The organism is Tenacibaculum retecalamus, from assembly GCF_027941755.1.
In the GTDB taxonomy this organism is placed as follows: domain Bacteria; phylum Bacteroidota; class Bacteroidia; order Flavobacteriales; family Flavobacteriaceae; genus Polaribacter; species Polaribacter haliotis_B.
Map to the genome: position 1 here is coordinate 2,541,947 of NZ_CP115916.1, position 22,053 is coordinate 2,563,999.

Genomic DNA, 22,053 nt, shown 5'->3' on the forward strand with positions numbered 1-22,053 from the left:
TTTGTTTGTTTATCTATTTTATTAGAAACAATTATTTTATAATTGTCACATTATTTAAAGCTATCTGTTTTTTTATCATAACCATACGGACAGTGCTTACAACCACTTTTACAGCAATACCCTCTTTTTAAATGAAATTTTTCGGTAAATACTTTATAACCATCTTCATTTAAATAGTAATCCTCTTCGGTTAACTCTATTCGTTTATTATACATTTTAACAAAAGTATTCATTTTAAACACAAAAAAAGCATCAAATAAGTACTTATTTGATGCTTTTTATTTTATGAAATTACACTATTTTTTATGTTTCTCAGGCGGATATTTAGCCATTATCTCATTCACAAACTCTTTAACACGAGCTTCTTTTCTTTCAACATCATTCATTCTTAACGCTCCTGTACCTATACCTTGCCAAACTAATTCTTTCTTTTTTGCATCTAACAAATCTATAAACAAGGTTCCTTCTGTATGCTGAGAAACACTCATTCGATTCATACCGTAATAATATGGGTAATAAAATCCGCCGTACATATTATCGTTTATGTTGATTTTTTCACGCGATTTTGTAAACAGACTTACTAAAATATCTGGTGTCGCAGATTTTGTCATTCCTTTAGCCATCAATTCTAATTCAACAGCACGCATAATTCGTTTTTTATCTAAATCTGAAATAGCTGCTTTATCAATTCCTTTTTTATAAAAAGCAAAGGTTTTATATTGATTAAAATCTACTTTCGTATCATAATCTGTTGTTACTTTAACAGCACTACATGAAGTAATAATTAAAGCGATAATTGGCAAAAAAAGTAATTTTGATATCTTCATTTTCTTAGGATTTATAAATTATCTAACAATGCATCATCAACTAAATTAGGTACTGTAACCTGCAAATCTTTTTCGGCTTTCATTGCTCGTTTTATCGCAAATACTGCTTCCTCATTTCTAGCCCAACTTCTTCTTGCTATTCCGTTATTAACATCCCAGAAAAGCATTGATTTTAAGCGTCTTGATGCACTCTTAGAACCATCAAGAAGCATGCCAAATCCACCATTAATAACTTCACCCCAGCCAACACCACCTCCATTGTGGATAGAAACCCAAGTAGCACCTCTAAAGCTATCGCCAATTACGTTTTGTATGGCCATATCGGCCGTATAACGAGAACCATCATAAATGTTAGAAGTTTCTCTGTAAGGTGAATCGGTACCTGAAACATCATGATGATCACGCCCCAACACTACATTACCTATTTCACCTTTCTTAATTGCCTTGTTAAAAGCTTCGGCAATTTTTGTACGTCCTTCAGCATCCGCATATAAAATACGTGCTTGTGAACCCACCACTAATTTATTTTCTTGTGCTCCTTTAATCCACTGAATATTATCCGTCATTTGTTGTTGGATTTCAATAGGCGAATTCTTTTTTATTTTTTCTAAAACTTTACAAGCAATCGCATCTGTTTTTGCCAAATCTTCTGGATTCCCGCTTGCACATACCCAACGGAATGGTCCAAAACCATAATCAAAACACATTGGCCCCATAATATCTTGCACATAACTCGGATATTTAAACTCACGGCCTAAAGTCGGATTCGGGTTCATAACATCGGCTCCTGCTCTACTAGCTTCTAATAAAAAAGCATTTCCATAATCGAAAAAATAGGTTCCTTTTTCGGTGTGTTTATTGATTGCTTTTGCGTGTCTTCTTAATGTTTTCTGAACTTCTTCTTTAAATTTCTTCGGATGCTCAGCCATCATCACATTAGCGTCTTCAAAAGAAATATCAACTGGATAATATCCACCTGCCCAAGGATTGTGTAATGATGTTTGATCTGACCCTAAATCGATATGAATATTGGCTTCATCAAATTTTTCCCAAACGGCAACTATATTCCCTAAATAAGCGATAGAAACTGTTTCTTTATTTTCTTTTGCCGATTTTACTCGTGCTACTAATTCATCTAAATCAGTAATTTTTTCATCAATCCAGCCTTGTTCTAACCGTACTTGTGTAATCTTCGGATTCACCTCAGCACACACCGTAATACAACCTGCAATATTACCTGCTTTTGGTTGCGCTCCGCTCATTCCTCCTAAACCAGCAGTAACAAACAAACCTCCTTTTGGCGTTTTTTTAATTTTTCTGAATCCGTTTAAAACAGTAATTGTTGTTCCGTGAACAATTCCCTGAGAATCGATATACATATAACTTCCTGCCGTCATTTGCCCATATTGCGAAACTCCCAACGCATTCATTTTTTCCCAATCGTCAGGCTGTGAATAGTTCGGAATTACCATTCCGTTCGTTACCACAACTCTTGGTGCGTTTTTGTTTGATGGAAATAATCCCATTGGATGCCCCGAATACATCGTTAAAGTTTGCTTATCTGTCATTTTAGACAAATACTGCATGGTTAATAAATACTGTGCCCAGTTTTGAAAAACCGCTCCGTTTCCTCCATAAGTTATCAATTCATGAGGATGTTGTGCCACGGCATAATCTAAATTATTCTGAATCATTAACATGATTGCTTTTGCCTGTGTACTTTTACCCGGATATTCTTTAATATCTCTAGCTTTCATCTTATAGGTAGGACGAAAACGATACATATATATACGTCCGTATTTTTCTAATTCTTCTGAAAATTCAGGTAATAAAACTTCGTGATGTTTTTTATCAAAATATCGCAAAGCATTTTTTAATGCTAACTTTTTTTCTTCAGCCGTTAAAATATCTTTACGTTTCGGAGCTCTGTTTATTGACGAATCATAAACTGGCATTTCTGGTAATTCATTCGGAATACCTTGTTTGATTTGTTTTTTAAATGACATCATAATTTATTTTTTTATTGTCCGTAATTTATAATAACTCCTTTTACGTCAACCTGAACTCGTTTCAGGTTCACATCATAACATACTCTTTATTATAAAGGTGTGATTCTGAAATAAATTCAGAATGACGCTCCTATATTTGGTTATGAATTAAAACGAATATTATTTTTTAACGAACTGTGAATTCCTGATTTTTAACCATATTTACCAATGTTTTAATATCATCTTTTAACACACGATCTTCTTCTAATTTGTCAACTTTATTTCTGATAATTTTAAAATTTTCTTCAATGATATCAGAAAATGTATTTGGTCTTCTAAACTCCATTGCTTGTGCTGCGTACATAAATTCTATAGCCAAAATTTTATCGATATTTCCTAAAATTTGATTGAATTTTCGTCCAGAAATACTTCCCATAGAAACATGATCTTCTTGCCCTAATGAAGTTGGAACACTATCTGCCGAAGGCGGAAAACACAACGATTTATTTTCAGTTACCAAAGCTGCGGTAGTATATTGCGGAATCATAAACCCCGAATTTAAGCCTCCTGCCTCGGTTAATAATCTTGGTAAACCGTATTTTCCTTCCAGTAACAAATAACAACGTCTGTCTGCTATATTTCCTAATTCTGATGCTGCTATAGATGCGTAATCTAAAGCCATTGCTAAAGGTTGTCCGTGAAAATTACCACCCGAAATTGCTTCAGTTTCACTCAATACAATTGGGTTATCGGTAACAGCATTCATTTCTATTTCTGCCAGCTCATTTAAATGCTCAAAAGCATTTCTTGATGCCCCGTGAACTTGTGGCATACAGCGAATTGAATACGGATCTTGCACACGATCGCATTCCAAATGATTTTCTACATTTTGAGAACCTTGTAATAACATTCGTATACGTTCGGCTACTTTTATATTGCCTTTAAACGGGCGAATTGCATGTAATTCTTTTCTAAAAGGAGAAGCACTTCCTTGAAAACCTTCTAAAGTCATCGCGCCAGCAACATCAGCAACATCTAAAATATATTCCATTTTTTGAAGTCCTAAAATAGCATGTGCTAAAATAAATTGCGTTCCGTTAATTAATCCTAAACCTTCTTTAGCCATTAAAGTTAACGGTGCTAAATTGTGCTTTTTTAATATTTCTTTTGAACTGACAATCTCATTTTCAATCCAAAATTCTCCCTCACCTAATAACGGTAAAAACAAATGTGAAAGTGGCGCTAAATCTCCCGATGCTCCTACCGATCCTTGCTCAGGAACAATTGGTAACAAATCGTTTTCAATAAAATAGATAATGCGTTCTATTAATTTTAATCGCACGCCCGAAAAACCTTGACAAAGCGCATGCACTTTACAAATCATCATGATTTTAGATAATTTTTTATCAATCGGGTTTCCAACACCAACTGCATGTGTAATCAATAAATTCTCTTGCAACTTACTGGTTTCTTCAGGTGTAATTTGCACATCACATAAAGGCCAAAACCCGTATTGATTCCGTAAACAGCGGCTTTTGAATTTGCCATTACCTCCACCTTTCTTCTACATTCAATTATACTGTTTTCAGCTTCTTTTGTAATGGTTGCTTTTAAAGCTCCTTCAGCAATTGCAATTACCTTATTTACAGTTAATTTATCTATTCCGTACTTAAACATTCTGTTCTATTTTATTTTTATCAAAGTTATTTCTATTTTTGATACTTAACAATATCAATAAAATCAATATTTAATAACTATGGGTTATCAAATTGAGTTTCGTCATTTTAGATATTTTTTAGCGGTTGCCGAAGATTTACACTTCAGAAAAGCAGCCGAACGCTTGTTTATTTCACAACCAGGATTAAGTAGGCAGATAAAACAAATGGAAGAGGATTTAGGAATTCAACTTTTTATAAGACATAACAGAAAAGTACAATTAACAACGGCTGGCTTGCATTTAAAAACCGAATTATCACGTACCTTAAAAGATATTGATAACATTTTAGATTCCGCTAAATTGTTGCAAGAAGGGAAACAAGGAAAATTAAATTTTGGATATGTAGGTTCAGCAATGCTAGAAATTATTCCTGATGTATTGCTACGTTTTAAAAAAAAATACCCGAATGTACAGTTTGGATTGAAAGAGATGGATAATCAAAAACAGATAGCTCATTTACTTTCTCAAAAAATAGATATTGGTTTTGTGCGCTTAAACCGTGCGCCAAGAGGATTAATCATCAAACCAATTTTAGAAGAAACTTTTTGTTTGGTATTGCCTAAAAATCATCCTATAAACAGTACTAATTTTAAAGATTTATCACAACTTAAAAACGAGTCATTTATTTTATTTGACCCGTCTTACAGTCCGTCATATTACGAAAAAGTGATGCAAATTTTTGATGATAGTCATTTCTCGCCCATCGTGTCTCATAATACTATTCATGCTGCTTCTATCTATAAATTAGTAGAAAACAATTTTGGTTTATCTATCGTACCGAAATCACTTTTACAAGGCTATACCATGAATATCAAGTTTATTGAACTTAATAACATTCCGCAACGAACTACCTTATCAGTAATTTGGAACACCAATAACCGAAATCCGATTTTAAAAGCATTGCTTGAAAAGATAAACCCACAAAATTAAAACTACATTTAATTAAAAAATCTTATTTTTATCAAAAGAAAAAGCTGTGATATTCATCTCAAAACATATGGTGCCTAAAGGATTTGTTGGTGTAACACTGTATCCTTTTATCTTTTTAAAAAGAGAAGATTTAAAACATAATGCAGAACTTGTAAATCACGAAAAAATACATTTAAAGCAACAGCGAGAGCTTTTTATCATCTTCTTTTTTCTATTCTATTTTATAGAATGGTTTATTAAATTTTTAAAATATAAAGACAAATTAAAAGCCTACAAAAATTTAAGCTTTGAACGCGAAGCTTATCTAAACGAAAATAATTTGTACTACATCGAAAAAAGAAAACATTGGGCTTTTCTTAACTATTTATAATCCTTAAACAATTCTTATATCTTTTAAGAAATTCGTAAATTGCCCCATCAATTTTTTATAAAATTTACGAATGGAACAAATAGCACCCTATAAACCTATACATAAAGTACGAATTGTAACTGCTGCTGCATTATTTGATGGTCATGATGCTGCCATAAATATTATGCGTCGAATTATTCAATCTACAGGAGTAGAAGTAATTCATCTTGGACATGATAGAAGTGTTGAAGAAGTAGTTAATTGTGCAATTCAGGAAGATGCAAATGCCATTGCGATTACATCTTACCAAGGAGGACACAATGAGTATTTTAAATACATGTATGATTTATTAAAAGAAAAAGGAGCTAGCCATATCAGAATTTTTGGTGGTGGTGGTGGTGTAATTCTTCCTGAAGAAATCAAAGAATTGATGGATTATGGAATTACTCGTATTTATTCTCCTGATGATGGTCGTGAACTTGGTTTGCAAGGAATGATTAACGATTTAGTTAAAACTTCTGATTTTGCAATTGGTGATGTTTTAAACGATGAAATTGATCATTTAGCGAATAAAGAAATCGGAAGCATTGCGCGTATTATTTCTTCGGCAGAAAACTTCCCTGAAGTAGCCAAAGAAACTTTAGCAGCAATTCATGAAAAAAATAAAAATTCTAAAACGCCGGTTTTAGGAATTACCGGAACTGGTGGAGCAGGAAAATCATCTTTAGTTGACGAGCTAGTTCGTCGATTTTTAATTGATTTCCCTGAAAAAACAATTGGATTAATTTCTGTTGATCCATCAAAAAGAAAAACAGGAGGTGCTTTATTAGGAGACCGTATTCGTATGAATGCGATTAATAACGAACGTGTTTATATGCGTTCTTTAGCTACGCGTCAATCTAATTTAGCATTATCTAAATATGTAAACGAAGCTGTGCAAGTTTTAAAAGCTGCTGAGTTTGATTTAATCATTTTAGAAACTTCAGGTATCGGACAATCAGATACTGAAATTATAGAACATTCTGATACATCATTATATGTAATGACTCCTGAATTTGGAGCAGCAACGCAGTTAGAAAAAATCGACATGCTTGATTTTGCTGATTTGGTTGCTCTTAACAAATTTGATAAGCGTGGTGCTTTAGATGCCATCCGTGATGTGAAGAAACAATACATGCGTAACAACAACCTTTGGGATGTTCATATGGATGATATGCCGGTTTTCGGAACCATTGCTTCTCAATTTAATGATCCAGGAATGAATACGTTGTACAAACGTATTATGGATAAATTAATTGAAAAAACTGGAGTTGATTTAAAATCGAAGATGGAAATTACCAAAGAAATGTCTGAAAAGATATTTGTAATTCCGCCAAGTAGAGTTCGTTATTTATCTGAAATATCAGAAAGCAATAGAGCTTATGATAAAAAAGTGGATAGCCAAGTTATCGTTGCTCAAAAATTATATGGTATTTATAAAACTATCGAATCTATTACAAATTCGAATGTTGCCATTTCTAAAATTGGATTAGATTCTGATGCGATTCTGAAACAAGTTCAGAATGACGAGCAAGATTTCATTAAATTATTAATAGCTCAATTCGACAAAGTAAAATTAAATCTCGATCCTCATAACTGGGAGATTATTTTAAATTGGGCTGATAAAGTAAAAAAATATAAAGACCCTGTTTATAGCTTTAAAGTAAGAGATAAGGTTATAAATATAGATACTCACAGTGAAACTTTATCACATACACAAGTTCCGAAAGTAGCCTTGCCAAAATACCAAGCCTGGGGAGATTTATTACGTTGGAATTTACAAGAAAATGTTCCGGGAGAGTTTCCTTATACCGCAGGATTGTATCCATTTAAAAGAACCGGTGAAGATCCAACAAGAATGTTTGCTGGTGAAGGAGGACCAGAACGTACGAACAGACGTTTTCATTACGTAAGTTTAGGAATGCCTGCAAAGCGTTTATCGACTGCTTTCGATTCGGTTACTTTATATGGTAATGACCCAGGAGTAAGACCTGATATTTATGGTAAAATAGGTAATGCAGGAGTTTCTATATGTTGTTTAGATGATGCCAAGAAATTATTTTCTGGTTTCGAATTAACGCATGCTTTAACATCTGTAAGTTTAACAATTAATGGTCTGCACCAATGTTGTTAGGTTTTTTCATGAATGCTGCTATCGATCAGAATTGTGAGAAATACATCAAAGAAAACAAGTTAGAAAAACAAGTTGAAGCGAAGTTCAAAGAAATTTACGATTCAAAAGATTTAGAAAGACCTGTTTATCAAGGTAAATTACCTGAAGGAAATGATGGTTTAGGATTGATGCTTTTAGGTTTAACAGGTGATATGATTTTACCTGCGGATGTATATGCTGAAATTAAAAAAACAACCTTAGCACAAGTTCGTGGTACGGTACAAGCTGATATTTTAAAAGAAGATCAGGCACAAAATACGTGTATTTTTTCTACAGAATTCGCCTTGCGTTTAATGGGAGATGTACAAGAATATTTTATTAAAGAACAAGTTCGTAATTTTTATTCAGTATCAATTTCTGGGTATCATATTGCTGAAGCTGGTGCCAACCCAATTACACAATTAGCGTTGACATTATCTAACGGGTTTACCTATGTTGAATACTACTTATCTCGTGGTATGGACATCAACAAATTCGGCCAAATTTATCGTTCTTTTTCTCTAACGGAATCGATGCGGAATATTCAGTAATTGGTCGTGTAGCTCGTAAAATTTGGGCTAAAGCATTAAAGCATAAATATGGTGCTAACTCAAGAGCACAAATGTTAAAATATCATATTCAAACTTCTGGTCGTTCTTTACATGCACAGGAAATTGATTTTAACGATATCCGTACAACATTACAAGCTTTATATGCTATTAACGACAACTGTAATTCATTACACACCAATGCGTATGATGAAGCGATTACAACACCTACAGAAGAATCGGTACGTAGAGCAATGGCAATTCAGTTAATTATCAATAAAGAATTAGGTTTAACTAAAAATGAAAATCCAATTCAAGGTGCTTTTATTATTGAAGAGTTAACCGATTTAGTTGAAGAAGCAGTATTGTTAGAGTTTGATAGAATTACCGAACGTGGTGGTGTTTTAGGAGCGATGGAAACCATGTATCAGCGTAGTAAAATACAAGAAGAAAGTTTGTATTATGAAACTTTAAAACATACAGGAGAATTCCCAATTATTGGAGTAAATACCTTCTTAAGTTCTAAAGGTTCTCCAACAGTACAACCTGCGGAAGTTATCCGTGCAACGGAAGAAGAAAAGCAATATCAAATAAAAACTAAAAGCATTTTAAACAAAGCTAACGACGGAAAAGTACAAGAACAACTAGCAATTTTACAGGAAGCTGCTGTGCAGAATGAAAACTTATTTGATAAGTTAATGGAAGCTACAAAATTTTGTTCTTTAGGTCAAATTACCGAAGCTTTATTTAAAGTTGGTGGACAGTATAGACGTAATATGTAAAAGGCAATGCCTTCTGATAAATATTAAAAACCTCACATTAATTTGTGAGGTTTTTTTATGCTCTTTTCTTCCTGTAATTTGTAATGTTTTCAGTTGTTATTTATTTTCAACTTCTAAAGTAGTTTGTTTACTTGCTTTCCTTCCTTTTAAAAAGAAGAGGATAAAAAATATCATTACAACTCCCAAGTAAATAGAGAACCCTCCTATTTTAGCACTTAAAGTTTCTACCAAATCTTTATAACTAGATAAACTATATATTTCTAAAATACGTAGCGCAAAACCAACGTTTAATAAATAAAAACCGATTTTAAAAAGTTTATTTGTAGCCATTGCAATTTCTACCTTTTGATGAAAAATATCTAACATAAATATTTTACTGTTTTTAAAAAGGTGATATGATACAAACGTTGTTAATCCTATTGCTATTGGTAAATAAATAATGTAGGCGATTAATTCTAATGAAGTGTTCATAGTTATTGATTTTTAAAATGTTTGTGAATTAAATAAACTGTATAAATATTGATAAAATGTAGTGAGGCAATTATAAGAATCATATAACTCAACCTCTTTGTTATTTCTAGTATTACTTCTTCTAAACTATTTATAGGATTCATTGTATTTAAACTCCAAACGATTAAACCAATGTTTAATAAATAATAAGCTATTCTTAAAAGATTATTTATGCCGTTTCCAAAATTGATTCTATCAGGAAAATAATTTATAATATATATTTGTCCGTTTTTATAACAAGCCTCTCCTACCCAAAGAACAATTGTACTTGATAATAGTAGGTATATTATGTATGTAAACTGACTCATATTTCTTTTTTTATCATTTCTAAAATATAAGTCCAAAACAATGATAGAGATATAGGTGTTGAAACATAAAGAATAATAAGAAAATTATTTTGAGCATCATTACTATAAGTCTTGGCTATTAAATAAAAAAACAGGAAAAATAGAGTAACAAAAAAGATATAAATAATTAACCCCTTCCTTTTTGTATTATTTAGCTTATTCCAAGAAAAAAGTAAAATAAAAAATGACAAAAATTGATAAAACCCCAACAAGAAAGCTATACACATTGAGTAGATAAAAAAATCAGTTTTCAAAATTGAAATGCATAATGTAATCAGAAACGGAACCATTAAAACTCTATTAATCCATGTCATTATTGAGATATTTATTTTCATAGTTTCAGAAATATTTGAAAATTTTATTTTAAATTTTTTTTACTTTTTTATCATTTTGGTAAAACTTGATAGTAACCAATGCTCATCAGCTTTAATTGTATTATCAAGAATAGTATTAACTGTATTTGTTACGGTAGCTAAATCTTTCATTACTTTTTTAAACTGCATCGCTTCTTCAGAATTATCATTTACATCGTTTTGTAATTCATCTAAAACTTTTAAAACTGGTTCAATCTCTCTTTTCTTTCGTTCTTTGGTAACTTGCTTAAACAACTCCCAAATATCTTTATCAGCAACAAAAAACTCCTTACGCTCTCCTATTACAAACTCTTTACTTACAATTCCCCAATCAATTAATGCTCTTACATTCATATTTACGTTTCCTCTAGATATTTTTAGAGTTTCCATAATAGCATCTGCAGACATTGGTTTGGTTGACACCAACAACAACGCGTGTACTTGCGCCATTGTTTTATTAATTCCCCAACTTGTAGCTAAACTTCCCCAAGTATGAATGTATTTTAATTTTGCGTCATCTAAGTTCATACGGCAAATATACAACTAATTATTAAACTTTCAATAATTATTGAAAATAAAATATTTAAATTTTATCGATTATCTTGTAATACTTTTAATCAAGCGAATACTAATTAATAAAACACAATTTTGAGTAACGATTTTTACACAATATCTATTGTACCTCATAAAGGTATTATAATTAAAATATGTAGAGCTTACACGGATTCTCAAGAGGATTTTGAAGATTTTTATCAAGAAGCCTGTTTACAAATCTGGAAAAGCAGAGATGCTTTTCAAGAAAAATCTAAATGGAGTACTTGGATTTATCGAATTACCTTAAATATTTGCTTAACGCTTTCTAAAAGGAATAAACGCAAGCACAATACTATTGAAATTCTTCATGAAGAATCTGAGAAAAATACTGCTTTTAAAAACGAAAGTTTAAACTTGTTGTACGATGCTATTAAAAAATTATCTGAGGTTGACAGAGCGGTAATTTTATTGCATTTAGAGGAAAACCCGCACAAAGAAATTGCTAAAATTATTGGAACGAGCCCAAATAACATTGCCGTTCGTATTAACAGAATTAAAAAACAATTAAAAGTAATATTAGATGGAAAAATCAATTGAAAAAATATGGAATGAAGCCTTCATTAAAGAAGAAGCTTTAATTGCACCAAAAATAAATAATTTATACAATCAGAAATCAAAATCAATAATTGCAAAAATTAAAAGAACTTACGAAATTGATAACAAAGGATTAATTCCTATGGCTATAATAGTTGCTATTGGTATGACACTATTTTCTGAAGCAATTATTGGGTTTTACGGTGCTTTCTTAATTGTATGTCTCTATTTTTTCAACAATAATTTATTGAAAAAATTTAAAGCTATTGATGTTACATCTGACAACTTAACTTATTTAAAAAAATACAAAAACATTATAAATATTATAATGAAAGCCACTAAAAAACTATTTGTATTTGCAATACCGCTAGCTGTTTTGTCAATTTTCGCACTTTCTTTTAGTATTAAAGAGAATAGTTTTTTATCTAAATTTATTTCTTCGGATACTTCATTCTTAAAAATTATAGCCGTCGGGTTGCTAGTTGCTGTTGTCGTTTCAATTATTGGAAGAGTCGTTTATACTATTTCAACTAAAATCTTATATGCCGGATTAATTTCAAAATTAGATGCAGTTATTATAGAAATGGAGACCTTAAAAAAAGAAGAATAGCTAAAGTGTTTTGTGTAAACAGTTATTAGAATATAAAACAATATTGTATCGAGAAGTTATTCATTAGTTCTCGATACATTTCAATTCCGTTTCACTACATTAAAATTACTCGAACTGACATAAAATAATCTAACTATTTTATAGTAAAAAACAACTGATAAACACCCGTCACTTCGAGTGAAATTGTTGGAATGCAAATGGAAGATAATCTTGTATCGAGAAGTTATTCATTAGTTCTCGATACAATTTTCATTCCGTTTCACTACATTAAAATTACTCGAACTGACATAAAATAATCTAACTATTTTATAGCAAAAAACAACTGATAAACACCCGTCACTTCGAGTAAAATTATTGGAATGCAAATGGAAAATAATTTTGTATCGAGAAGCTATTCATTAGTTCTCGATACATTTCAATTCCGTTTCACTACATTAAAATTACTCGAACTGACATTTTAATTGCAGGATATATTCACAATTACTTTACACAAAACACAACTAAAAAGACTTATCGCTTCTTCTGTAAAATCGTCAAACCAATACGTATTTGTTCATACGGAATTTTCTCTCCTAAAAACTCGAAATAAGGTTTTAAAGTTGGTTCGTTTTTTAATATTTTTTTTGCGTTCGCTATTAACTTAATAGTTGCCGCATCAATAAACTCATCTAAACTCACATCTTTTCCTTCTAAATATAGTTTAGATAAGTGCGAAAATATTGTTTGTGCTTTTAAATTTCTTTTATCTGCTATTTCATCAATCGAAAAACCTTCTTTGTATAAATTATAGGTTTCGAGCGTTGTATCTTTTTTACCTTTCTTTTTCTCTTTTACAAAAGTTTTAATCTCTTCCATAAATTCTCCACCATACACTTCTAATTTACGTTGCCCTACTCCGCTAATCGCTAAAAAAGCATTATCTGTTTGCGGACGCTCGTTTTCTAACTCACGTAAAGTAGCATCACTAAAAACTAAATACGCTGCAATATTTTCTTCTTTTCCAATTCTGTATCGTAATTTACGTAAACGTTCAAATAAAGTATCTTTTACGGCTGATTTCGATGTTTTTTTACCTTTTGCTTTGATAGCTTTTTCCGTAGATTTAATTTCAACTGGAGTTGTTAATTGAATTTTTTCTTTATCAAAAAGTACTTTTTTAGAAAAATCTGTTAAATGTAACGTATTGTTTAAGTGAAACGCTATCTGGCAATATCCTTGATTTATCAATTGAATAATATAATGTTGCCAATGTTGCCAAGAAATATCATTTCCTATTCCGTAAGTTTTTAAATTTTGATAATTTTTATCTAAAACTGCCGCATTTTTTGCGCCACGTAAAACATCAATCACCGTACCCATGGCTTCTTTTTCTTGCAGTCGATAAATTGCAGAAAGTGCTTTTTGCGCTATAATTGTTCCGTCGAAAAACTGCACAGGATTTTTACAAGCATCACAATTACCACAATTTTTCTCAATAAGTTCTCCAAAATAACTCAACAATATTTTCCGTCTACACACAGTTGCTTCTGCAAACTGCTTCATTCTATCTAACTTTGCTTCCTGAACTTCTTTGTTACTTGTATTTGCTATAAACTGACGTAGCTGAATTACATCAGCATAACTATGAAAAAGTAATGCTTGTGCTGGCAATCCGTCACGCCCAGAACGACCAATTTCCTGATAATATCCTTCGATATTTTTAGGCATATTATAATGAATTACCCAACGCACGTTAGATTTATCGATTCCCATTCCAAATGCAACGGTAGCACAAATAATTTGAACTTCGTCTTTAATAAAGTCTTCTTGATTCTTGGCGCGTTCTTCAAAATTTAATCCTGCATGATATGCCTTCGCATTTATATTTTGCTGCTTTAATTTACTTGCTAATTGTTCCGTAGCTTTTCTACTTAAACAATATACAATACCAGCTTCATTCGGTTTTTTATTGATAAATTTAATAATCTGCTGAACTCTATCGTTTGCAGGTCGAACTTCTAAACTGATGTTTTCTCTATTAAAAGAACTTACATATTTAGTAGCATTCGGAACCGCTAATTGCTCTAAGATATCTTCTTGTGTAGCTTTATCTGCCGTTGCTGTTAACGCCACAATAGGAACATTTGGTAATGTTCTTTTTAAGAATGATAATTGTTTATACGACGGTCTAAAATCATGACCCCAAGCAGAAATACAGTGTGCTTCATCAATCGCAATACAACTAACGTAATTAGGATTTAAAATATTTTGAAGTAACGATAAACTTTCTGGAGCCACATACAACAGCTTTACTGTTTTATTTATAACCGAATCAAAAACTTGTTGTTGTTCTTCGGATGATTGACTACTGTTATAATAAGTGGCTGCAATACCATTTGCTTTTAAACTATCTACCTGATCTTTCATTAAGGCTATTAACGGAGAAACAACTACGGTGATACCTTCAAAAAATAATGCTGGTAATTGAAAACATATCGATTTCCCTCCACCAGTTGGCATTATTACCAAGGTATCTTTATTATTTAAAACATTTTCGATAATTGCTTGTTGCTGTAACCGAAAGCTATCGTAACCAAAATTTGCTTTTAATTTTACAAGTAAGTCTTTTTCTGTAAGCTGCATCATATTGCAAAAATAATGATAAAATATACGCTATAAATTATATATAATGGCTTTCAGCAAAATAATAGGTTAGGCTTATAATCGATTCTAATAACACATACCTGTTCTAATGCACCTTTTATCAATCTTAAACCAAACAAATATGTATTATTAATATTTAGATATAAAAAAAGCTGAACAATAATTATTGTTCAGCTTTTTTAAAACGTAATCTATCTTGATTACTTATTCTTTATCTTAAGATGGCTCTTCTCCGTCTAATAATGGGGTGGTTTGTAATACGAAATCTTTTCCGTGTACATACTCATCATTTTCATCAGTTTTACTATAATCATATGCCCATCTGTGAACTTCAGGAATTGCTCCTGGCCAGTTTCCGTGAATATGTTCTACTGGAGTAGTCCATTCTAAAGTATTCGACTTCCAAGGGTTTTGTGTCGCTTTCTGACCTCTGTACATAGAGATAAAGAAGTTTGCTAAGAAAATTAACTGAGCAGCTCCTCCAACAAATGCCATCAATGTCATGAATACGTTGATTTCTACTAAATCGTCAAACATTGGAAAGTTAGAGTTGGTATAATAACGACGTGGTAAACCAGCTAAACCAACAAAGTGCATCGGGAAGAATACTCCGTAAGCTGCAATAATGGTTAACCAAAAGTGCCAATAACCTAATGCCTTATTCATCATTCTACCATACATTTTAGGGAACCAGTGATATACACCAGCAAACATTCCTAATAAAGCAGATACCCCCATTACTAAGTGGAAATGCGCTACTACGAAATACGTATCATGTACGTTAATATCTAAAGCTGAATCTCCTAAAACTAATCCTGTTAAACCTCCTGTTACGAATGTAGAAACTAATCCGATAGAGAATAACATGGCAGGGTTTAATTGTAAGTTACCTTTCCATAAAGTTGTTACATAATTAAATGCTTTTACAGCAGATGGAATTGCAATTAATACCGTTGTAAATGTAAATACAGATCCTAAGAAAGGATTCATTCCCGTAATAAACATATGGTGACCCCATACAATTGTTGATAAGAAAGCAATCGCGATGATTGATCCGATCATTGCACGGTATCCAAAAATTGGTTTGCGAGCATTTGTTGAAATTACTTCAGAAGTAAGTCCTAATGCTGGTAATAAAATAATATATACTTCAGGGTGCCCTAAGAACCAGAATAAGTGTTCAAATAATACAGGCGATCCTCCTTGATAATGTAATACTTCTCCTGAGATAAAAATATCTGATAAGAAAAATGAAGTTCCAAAACCTCTATCCATTATTAATAATAATGCTGCAGATAATAATACAGGGAAAGAAATAACACCAATAATAGCAGTGATAAAGAAAGCCCACATTGTTAGCGGCAATCTTGTCATTTTCATTCCTTTTGTACGTAAATTTAAAATCGTAACAATATAGTTTAACGATCCCATTAATGAAGATGCAACGAAAATAGCCATAGAAACTAACCATAACGTCATTCCCATTCCTGAACCTGGTATTGCTTGTGGCAATGCAGATAAAGGTGGATAAATTGTCCATCCAGCTGATGCAGGTCCTGCTTCAACAAATAATGAAATAATCATGATTACTGATGATAAGAAAAATAACCAGTAAGATATCATGTTTAAGAAACCAGAAGCCATATCACGAGCACCGATTTGTAATGGAATTAATAAGTTTGAAAATGTACCACTTAAACCAGCAGTTAATACAAAAAACACCATTATTGTACCGTGAATTGTAACCAATGCTAAGTACATATCAGGATTCATGATTCCATCTGTTTGATGGTCTCCTAAAAATGCTTCAATGATTGAAAATGATGTTTCTGGCCATGCAATTTGCAAACGAAATAACATAGACATAAAACCTCCTATAACTCCCATAAATATACCCGTAACAAGAAATTGTTTCGAGATCATTTTATGATCTTGACTGAAGATGTATTTGGTTACAAATGTTTCTTTGTGATGGTGATCTGACATAATCTATATATATACTTTTAAAAAATATCTTATTTAATAACTTGAGCTAACGTTTTTTGTTCTGATAACCACTTGTTGTATTCAGCTTCTTCAACAACAGTAATTTTCATTTGCATATTGTAGTGAGATGCACCACAAATTTTATTACACAATAACAAGTAATCAAACTCATAAGGATCTTCTCCTTTTACTTTTCTGATTTTATTAATTCCATCAGTTTTTGCAATAACTTCAGAACTTTGACGCATTTCTTCGGTCGTAAACTTAGGTGTAAATGCAAATTGAGTAACCATACCAGGTACACAGTTCATTTGCGCTCTAAAGTGAGGCATATAAGCTGAGTGTAATACGTCTTGAGAACGGAACTTAAATAAGATCTTTTTCCCTTTTGGTAAAACTAATTCTGTTACTTTTTTATCATCTTGAGAACTAGGGTCAGACATATCAACTCCCATAGAATTGATCCCTTTAATAAAGTTTACATTTCCTAAACCTAATTCATTATCTGCTCCTGCGTAACGTGCTTGCCAGTCGAATTGTCTTGAATATACTTCAATTTCAATCGGATTTTCATCATCACCAACATACATAATATTGTTCCATGCCCATAAACCATAACCAATTAAGATTACAATTGTAATTGCTGGTATAATCGTCCATATTAATTCTAACTTATGGCTATCTGCATAAAACAATGCTTTGTTTTCTTTTTTTCCTCTATACTTATAAGTAAAAAAGAAAATTAAGAATTGCATTGCAAATTGTACAATACCAATTAGCCAAAACGTAATATTAAATAAGTTGTCATCGTGTTCTCCTTCAATTGAAGCAGATTCAGGTAACATAATTACATTCATTGCTATTAAACAGTAAACCATCATTGCGTATAGGAAAACTAAGAATCCTATGGCTAATTTACCTTGTGTTTCGTTGTCCTTATCTGTAGCAAGTACAGAACGAAGATTCATGATACGAGTAATTTGCCAGAAACTAACTCCTATTGCAACTGCTATGAAAATATAAAATAAAGCGAGCATATTATCTAAACTATTTGTTTATTAATTATAATTATTAATGGTCGTTACTATCTTCACCTCTGTGTTCGATGTTATAGTAATGGTGTGTTTCACTCTCGTGTAAGAATGGATTTCCTTTTGCTAGTGGATTTGCTTTTGCGAATGCGCTAAAAGTAGCGTATATAAACAATCCTAAGAAGAATAAAATACCACTTATTTCTCCTATTCCGAACCCGTATTGAGCTCCAACTGTTCCTGGCATAATCATTACGAATAAATCTAAATAATGACCAGCTAAGATTACAACTCCTCCTATTGTTACAAACCAAGGAACGCTTTTAAAATCGCTATTGATTAATAATAATATTGGAAAGATGAAATTCATAACTACCATTGCTAAAAATGGCACTTTGTATTCATTAAAACGTAATAAGAAATAGGTAGTTTCTTCAGGAATATCCGCATACCAGATTAACATAAACTGTGCAAACCATAAGTATGTCCAGAATACTGAAAAACCAAACATGTATTTTGCTAAATCATGAATATGACTATCGTTTACAAATGGTAAATGACCTTTAGCTCTTAAATAAATTGTTACAAAAGCAATTACTGTTAAAGCTGATACTAAGAAAGTTGCTAATACATACCAACCGAATAATGTAGAGAACCAGTGTGGGTCGATACCCATAATCCAATCCCAAGACATCATAGATTCAGTAATCATAAAAAGGAATAAGAAAATTACAGAAATATTATAATTTCTTTTGTGTAATTTTAAATCTCCGTTTTCTTGTGCTATAGATCCTTTTCTAATTACAAAACGATATACATTCCATACCGTTAAATAAAAGATACTTCTCATTAACCATCCTGGTGTATTTAAAAACCATTTTTTACCATCTACTACAGCATCGTAGTTTGGACTTTGTGGATCAAAAACACCTTCACCCATCCAAGGGAATAAATGATTCATATGCATAAATGTAGCGATTAAAAACACTAACATTATAGCACTTACATAGTGTAAGTTTGCTGTAATAGCTTCCATTACTCTAAATAATACGATAGACCAACCTGCTTGTGCTACTCTTTGTATTGCGTAAAAAGCTAACACTAATAATGTAACTCCTAAGAAAAACATTAAAGCTACAAAGAATGCTGCCCAAGGGCGATTTTGCATTTGGTGAAAAGCATGTTCTGCATGAGCATCATGATTCTCTTCGTGCGATTTAACAGCATCAGTATGCGCAACTTCAGTTTCAGTATGATGTTCTTTTACTGCTGCTTTATGTGTTGAATCTCCTACTTGTTTTGTCTCAGTACCTGTTGTATGAACAGCTGTACTATCGCTAGCATGCTCTTCAGTTACTTTTTCTTCATTATTTTCTTCTTCACCATGCGCTTCTTCAACATGTGCTACTGCTGTTGTTTCATGAGAGTCAGCAACACTGTGGTCTGCTCCATGAGCATCGTGTTGTTTTGCTAAAATCTCTTTTGCTTCTTTTAATGTTTTAGGTGCACTATAAAAACTCCAAACAGTTCCTATAAGTCCCAAAGCCATTAAAATAATAGCTAGCATTTTTAATTTTCCTGAAAACTTGTACATATCTTAACTATCTATTATATACTTATTTTAATTCGCTTCTTAACTTCTCTACATACTGTACAACTTGCCAACGCTCCTTGTACTGTAATTGTGTAGCATGAGATCCCATTAAATTTTTACCATACATAATAACGTGGTAAATATTTCCTGAATTTAAATCTCTGTCTTTATAATTTGGTATACCATTAAATTTATCTCTTTGAGATAAAACTCCGTTACCATCACCTTTTGTTCCGTGACAAGTAGCACAGTAAATTCCGTATAACTCTTTACCTTTTGATAAATTCTTTTCAGTAACAGCTAATGGATTTTTCAATTCAGCTTTTGCTTTCTCATATCCTTCTTGAGTATTCGGAATATCATATGCTACAATACCTTTTCTGCTTACAGTTCCTGCAACTGGTAATCTATTAACCATTTTAGCATTTAAACCATCAGCACCATTTACGTCATAAGGAACAGATACATACATATCTGGCATATATTGTAATTGAGGTGTACGTTTATCACCACATGAAATAACACTTGTTATTACAACTAAAGCGACGATTATTTTTACAAAACTTTTCATATCTCTTTATTAGTGCTTTTCTACTATGTTAATCTCTACAGCTCCAGTCGATTCAACCAATGCTTTTAACTCGTCTTCATTACCATGAACAGGGATCTCCATTAAGAAATGATCATCTGTAGTTCTTGGATCTGGATTTTCTGCTTCTTTAAATGGCCATATTCTACTTCTCATATAAAAAGTAATAACCATTAAGTGGGCTGCAAAAAACACTGTTAATTCAAACATAATTGGTACAAATGCTGGCATATTTGTAAACCAACTAAAGTTAGGCTTACCACCAATATCTTGTGGCCAATCTTGAATCATCATGTAATTAGTCATCCAAATAGCAAAGCATAATCCTGTAATTCCGTAAAAGAATGCAGTAATTGCTAAACGTGTTGGCGCTAATCCCAATGCTTTGTCTAGTCCGTGAACTGGAAATGGACAAAATACTTCTTCGATATGGTGATGATTTTCTCCTTTGATTTTCTTAACGGCATCCATTAAGATATCATCATCATTGTAAAATGCGTGAATTACTTTATTAGTGCTCATTGTTCTCCTCTCTTAGTTTTTTAAAATTCTCTCCTGAAGATTTCAAGATTGTCTTAACTTCTGCCTGTGCTATTACTGGGAATGTTCTTGCATACAATAAGAATAATACAAAGAAGAATCCGATAGTTCCTACAAAAATACCTACATCAACAAATGTTGGTTCAAAACGCCACCATGTAGATGGTAAGTGCCCTTTACTTAATACAATTGCGATAATATCAAAACGCTCAAACCACATACCAATGTTTATTATGATTGAGATGATAAAAGAAAAGATAAAACTTCTTCTTAATTTCTTAATCCATAAAAACTGTGGTAAAATGATGTTACACCATAATAATGACCAAAATGCCCATCCGTATGCTCCTGCTTCGGCTCCAAATGATAAGTATGTATAGTTTTCATAAGGTGAACCTGTATACCATGCGATAAAGAATTCTGTTGCATATGCTACAGCTACAATACCACCTGTTAAAAGTATCACGATATTCATATATTCTACGTGCAAACGTGTAATATAAGCTTCCATATTAGTAACCTTACGCATAATACCTAATAATGTTTGTACCATTGCAAATCCTGAAAAGATTGCTCCTGCTACGAAGTAAGGTGGAAATATTGTTGAGTGCCATCCTGGGTTAATAGAAGTAGCAAAATCCATCGATACAATTGTGTGCACAGAAAGTACTAATGGTGTTGCTAAACCTGCTAACACTAAAGACACTTCTTCAAAACGTTGCCAATCTTTTGCTCTACCAGACCATCCGAAAGATAATAAAGCGTAAATTTTCTTTTGAAAAGGCTTTACTGCTCTATCACGAATCATTGCAAAATCTGGTAATAAACCTGTCCACCAGAAAACTAATGATACCGATAAATAAGTTGAAATTGCAAATACATCCCATAATAATGGTGAGTTAAAGTTTACCCATAGCGAACCAAATTGGTTTGGCATTGGTAATACCCAATATCCATTCCATGGACGTCCCATGTGAATAATTGGAAATAATCCTGCTTGAAAAACCGCAAAGATTGTCATTGCTTCTGCCGAACGGTTAATTGCCATTCTCCATTTTTGGCGGAATAATAACAGTACTGCGGAAATAAGTGTTCCGGCGTGACCGATACCTACCCACCATACGAAGTTGGTAATATCCCATGCCCAACCGATGTTTTTACTTAATCCCCACACACCGATACCAGTACCGACTGTGTAGAAAATACATCCAAATCCCCATAGCATTGCTGCTAAAGAAATATAAAATGCGATATACCAATTTTGATTTGCTTTACCTTCAATAGGTTTTGCAATGTCTTCAGTGATATCATGGTAACTTTTGTTACCCAACACTAAAGGTTCTCTATAAGATGATTCGTAATGAGACGACATAAATCTATATACTTATTA

Annotated in this window: 16 protein-coding genes and 2 pseudogenes; 4 read left to right on the plus strand and 14 right to left on the minus strand. The window is 32.1% G+C overall.

Annotation, left to right across the window (positions count from 1 at the left end; genetic code table 11):
• Positions 1 to 50: 50 nt before the first annotated feature.
• From PG912_RS12030 to hutH, 4 genes and pseudogenes are all read right to left on the minus strand, one after another.
• Entirely contained in the window at positions 51 to 215 is a 165-nt protein-coding gene (locus tag PG912_RS12030; RefSeq protein ID WP_275689051.1) for a DUF5522 domain-containing protein, read from the minus strand.
• 81 nt (positions 216 to 296) lie between these two features.
• A complete protein-coding gene (locus PG912_RS12035) occupies positions 297 to 827 on the minus strand; it encodes a DUF4136 domain-containing protein (RefSeq protein WP_275687727.1) in 531 nt (176 codons plus the stop codon).
• 11 nt (positions 828 to 838) lie between these two features.
• Complete coding sequence (locus PG912_RS12040; protein WP_275689052.1) at positions 839 to 2,833, minus strand: urocanate hydratase; 1,995 nt, start codon at positions 2,831 to 2,833, stop codon at positions 839 to 841.
• Positions 2,834 to 3,002: 169 nt separating this feature from the next.
• A pseudogene (gene hutH / locus PG912_RS12045) lies at positions 3,003 to 4,492 on the minus strand (histidine ammonia-lyase).
• Positions 4,493 to 4,571: 79 nt separating this feature from the next.
• On the opposite strand from hutH, the gene PG912_RS12050 reads away from it, so the two are divergent.
• Positions 4,572 to 5,462, plus strand: a complete 891-nt coding sequence (locus PG912_RS12050; RefSeq protein WP_275687728.1) for a LysR substrate-binding domain-containing protein — start codon at positions 4,572 to 4,574, stop codon at positions 5,460 to 5,462.
• A 440-nt stretch (positions 5,463 to 5,902) separates the two neighbouring features.
• A pseudogene (locus PG912_RS12060) lies at positions 5,903 to 9,332 on the plus strand (methylmalonyl-CoA mutase family protein).
• 96 nt (positions 9,333 to 9,428) lie between these two features.
• On the opposite strand, the gene PG912_RS12065 reads toward PG912_RS12060, so the two are convergent.
• From PG912_RS12065 to PG912_RS12075, 3 genes are all read right to left on the minus strand, one after another.
• Complete coding sequence (locus PG912_RS12065; protein WP_275687729.1) at positions 9,429 to 9,803, minus strand: hypothetical protein; 375 nt, start codon at positions 9,801 to 9,803, stop codon at positions 9,429 to 9,431.
• Positions 9,804 to 9,805: 2 nt separating this feature from the next.
• Entirely contained in the window at positions 9,806 to 10,150 is a 345-nt protein-coding gene (locus PG912_RS12070) for a hypothetical protein (RefSeq protein ID WP_275687730.1), read from the minus strand.
• Positions 10,151 to 10,563: 413 nt separating this feature from the next.
• Positions 10,564 to 11,070 carry a GbsR/MarR family transcriptional regulator gene (locus PG912_RS12075; RefSeq protein WP_275687731.1) on the minus strand — a complete coding sequence of 169 codons (507 nt, stop codon included), beginning with the start codon at positions 11,068 to 11,070 and terminating at the stop codon, positions 10,564 to 10,566.
• Positions 11,071 to 11,190: 120 nt separating this feature from the next.
• On the opposite strand from PG912_RS12075, the gene PG912_RS12080 reads away from it, so the two are divergent.
• Positions 11,191 to 11,673, plus strand: coding sequence for an RNA polymerase sigma factor (locus tag PG912_RS12080; protein ID WP_275687732.1), 483 nt, complete (start codon positions 11,191 to 11,193; stop codon positions 11,671 to 11,673).
• Entirely contained in the window at positions 11,657 to 12,280 is a 624-nt protein-coding gene (locus PG912_RS12085; protein ID WP_275687733.1) for a hypothetical protein, read from the plus strand. The genes PG912_RS12080 and PG912_RS12085 overlap by 17 nt, the downstream gene beginning before the upstream one ends.
• A gap of 510 nt (positions 12,281 to 12,790) precedes the next feature.
• Here the strand turns inward: PG912_RS12085 and recQ are convergent.
• The 7 genes from recQ to nrfD form a co-directional block, all read right to left on the minus strand.
• Positions 12,791 to 14,905 (minus strand): DNA helicase RecQ, encoded by a 2,115-nt coding sequence (recQ, locus tag PG912_RS12090; protein ID WP_408648395.1) that lies wholly within the window; start codon positions 14,903 to 14,905, stop codon positions 12,791 to 12,793.
• Positions 14,906 to 15,139: 234 nt separating this feature from the next.
• A complete protein-coding gene (locus PG912_RS12095; protein ID WP_275687734.1) occupies positions 15,140 to 16,909 on the minus strand; it encodes a cytochrome c oxidase subunit I in 1,770 nt (589 codons plus the stop codon).
• A 29-nt stretch (positions 16,910 to 16,938) separates the two neighbouring features.
• Positions 16,939 to 17,946 carry a cytochrome c oxidase subunit II gene (locus PG912_RS12100; RefSeq protein WP_275687735.1) on the minus strand — a complete coding sequence of 336 codons (1,008 nt, stop codon included), beginning with the start codon at positions 17,944 to 17,946 and terminating at the stop codon, positions 16,939 to 16,941.
• A gap of 34 nt (positions 17,947 to 17,980) precedes the next feature.
• Positions 17,981 to 19,534, minus strand: coding sequence for a quinol:cytochrome C oxidoreductase (locus PG912_RS12105; RefSeq protein ID WP_275687736.1), 1,554 nt, complete (start codon positions 19,532 to 19,534; stop codon positions 17,981 to 17,983).
• Between the two features lie 22 nt (positions 19,535 to 19,556).
• Positions 19,557 to 20,105, minus strand: a complete 549-nt coding sequence (locus PG912_RS12110) for a c-type cytochrome (RefSeq protein ID WP_260587063.1) — start codon at positions 20,103 to 20,105, stop codon at positions 19,557 to 19,559.
• A 9-nt stretch (positions 20,106 to 20,114) separates the two neighbouring features.
• A complete protein-coding gene (locus tag PG912_RS12115; RefSeq protein WP_260587064.1) occupies positions 20,115 to 20,645 on the minus strand; it encodes a DUF3341 domain-containing protein in 531 nt (176 codons plus the stop codon).
• Positions 20,635 to 22,035 (minus strand): NrfD/PsrC family molybdoenzyme membrane anchor subunit, encoded by a 1,401-nt coding sequence (gene nrfD, locus PG912_RS12120; RefSeq protein ID WP_260587065.1) that lies wholly within the window; start codon positions 22,033 to 22,035, stop codon positions 20,635 to 20,637. Before nrfD ends, PG912_RS12115 begins: the two co-directional genes overlap by 11 nt.
• Positions 22,036 to 22,053 lie beyond the last annotated feature (18 nt).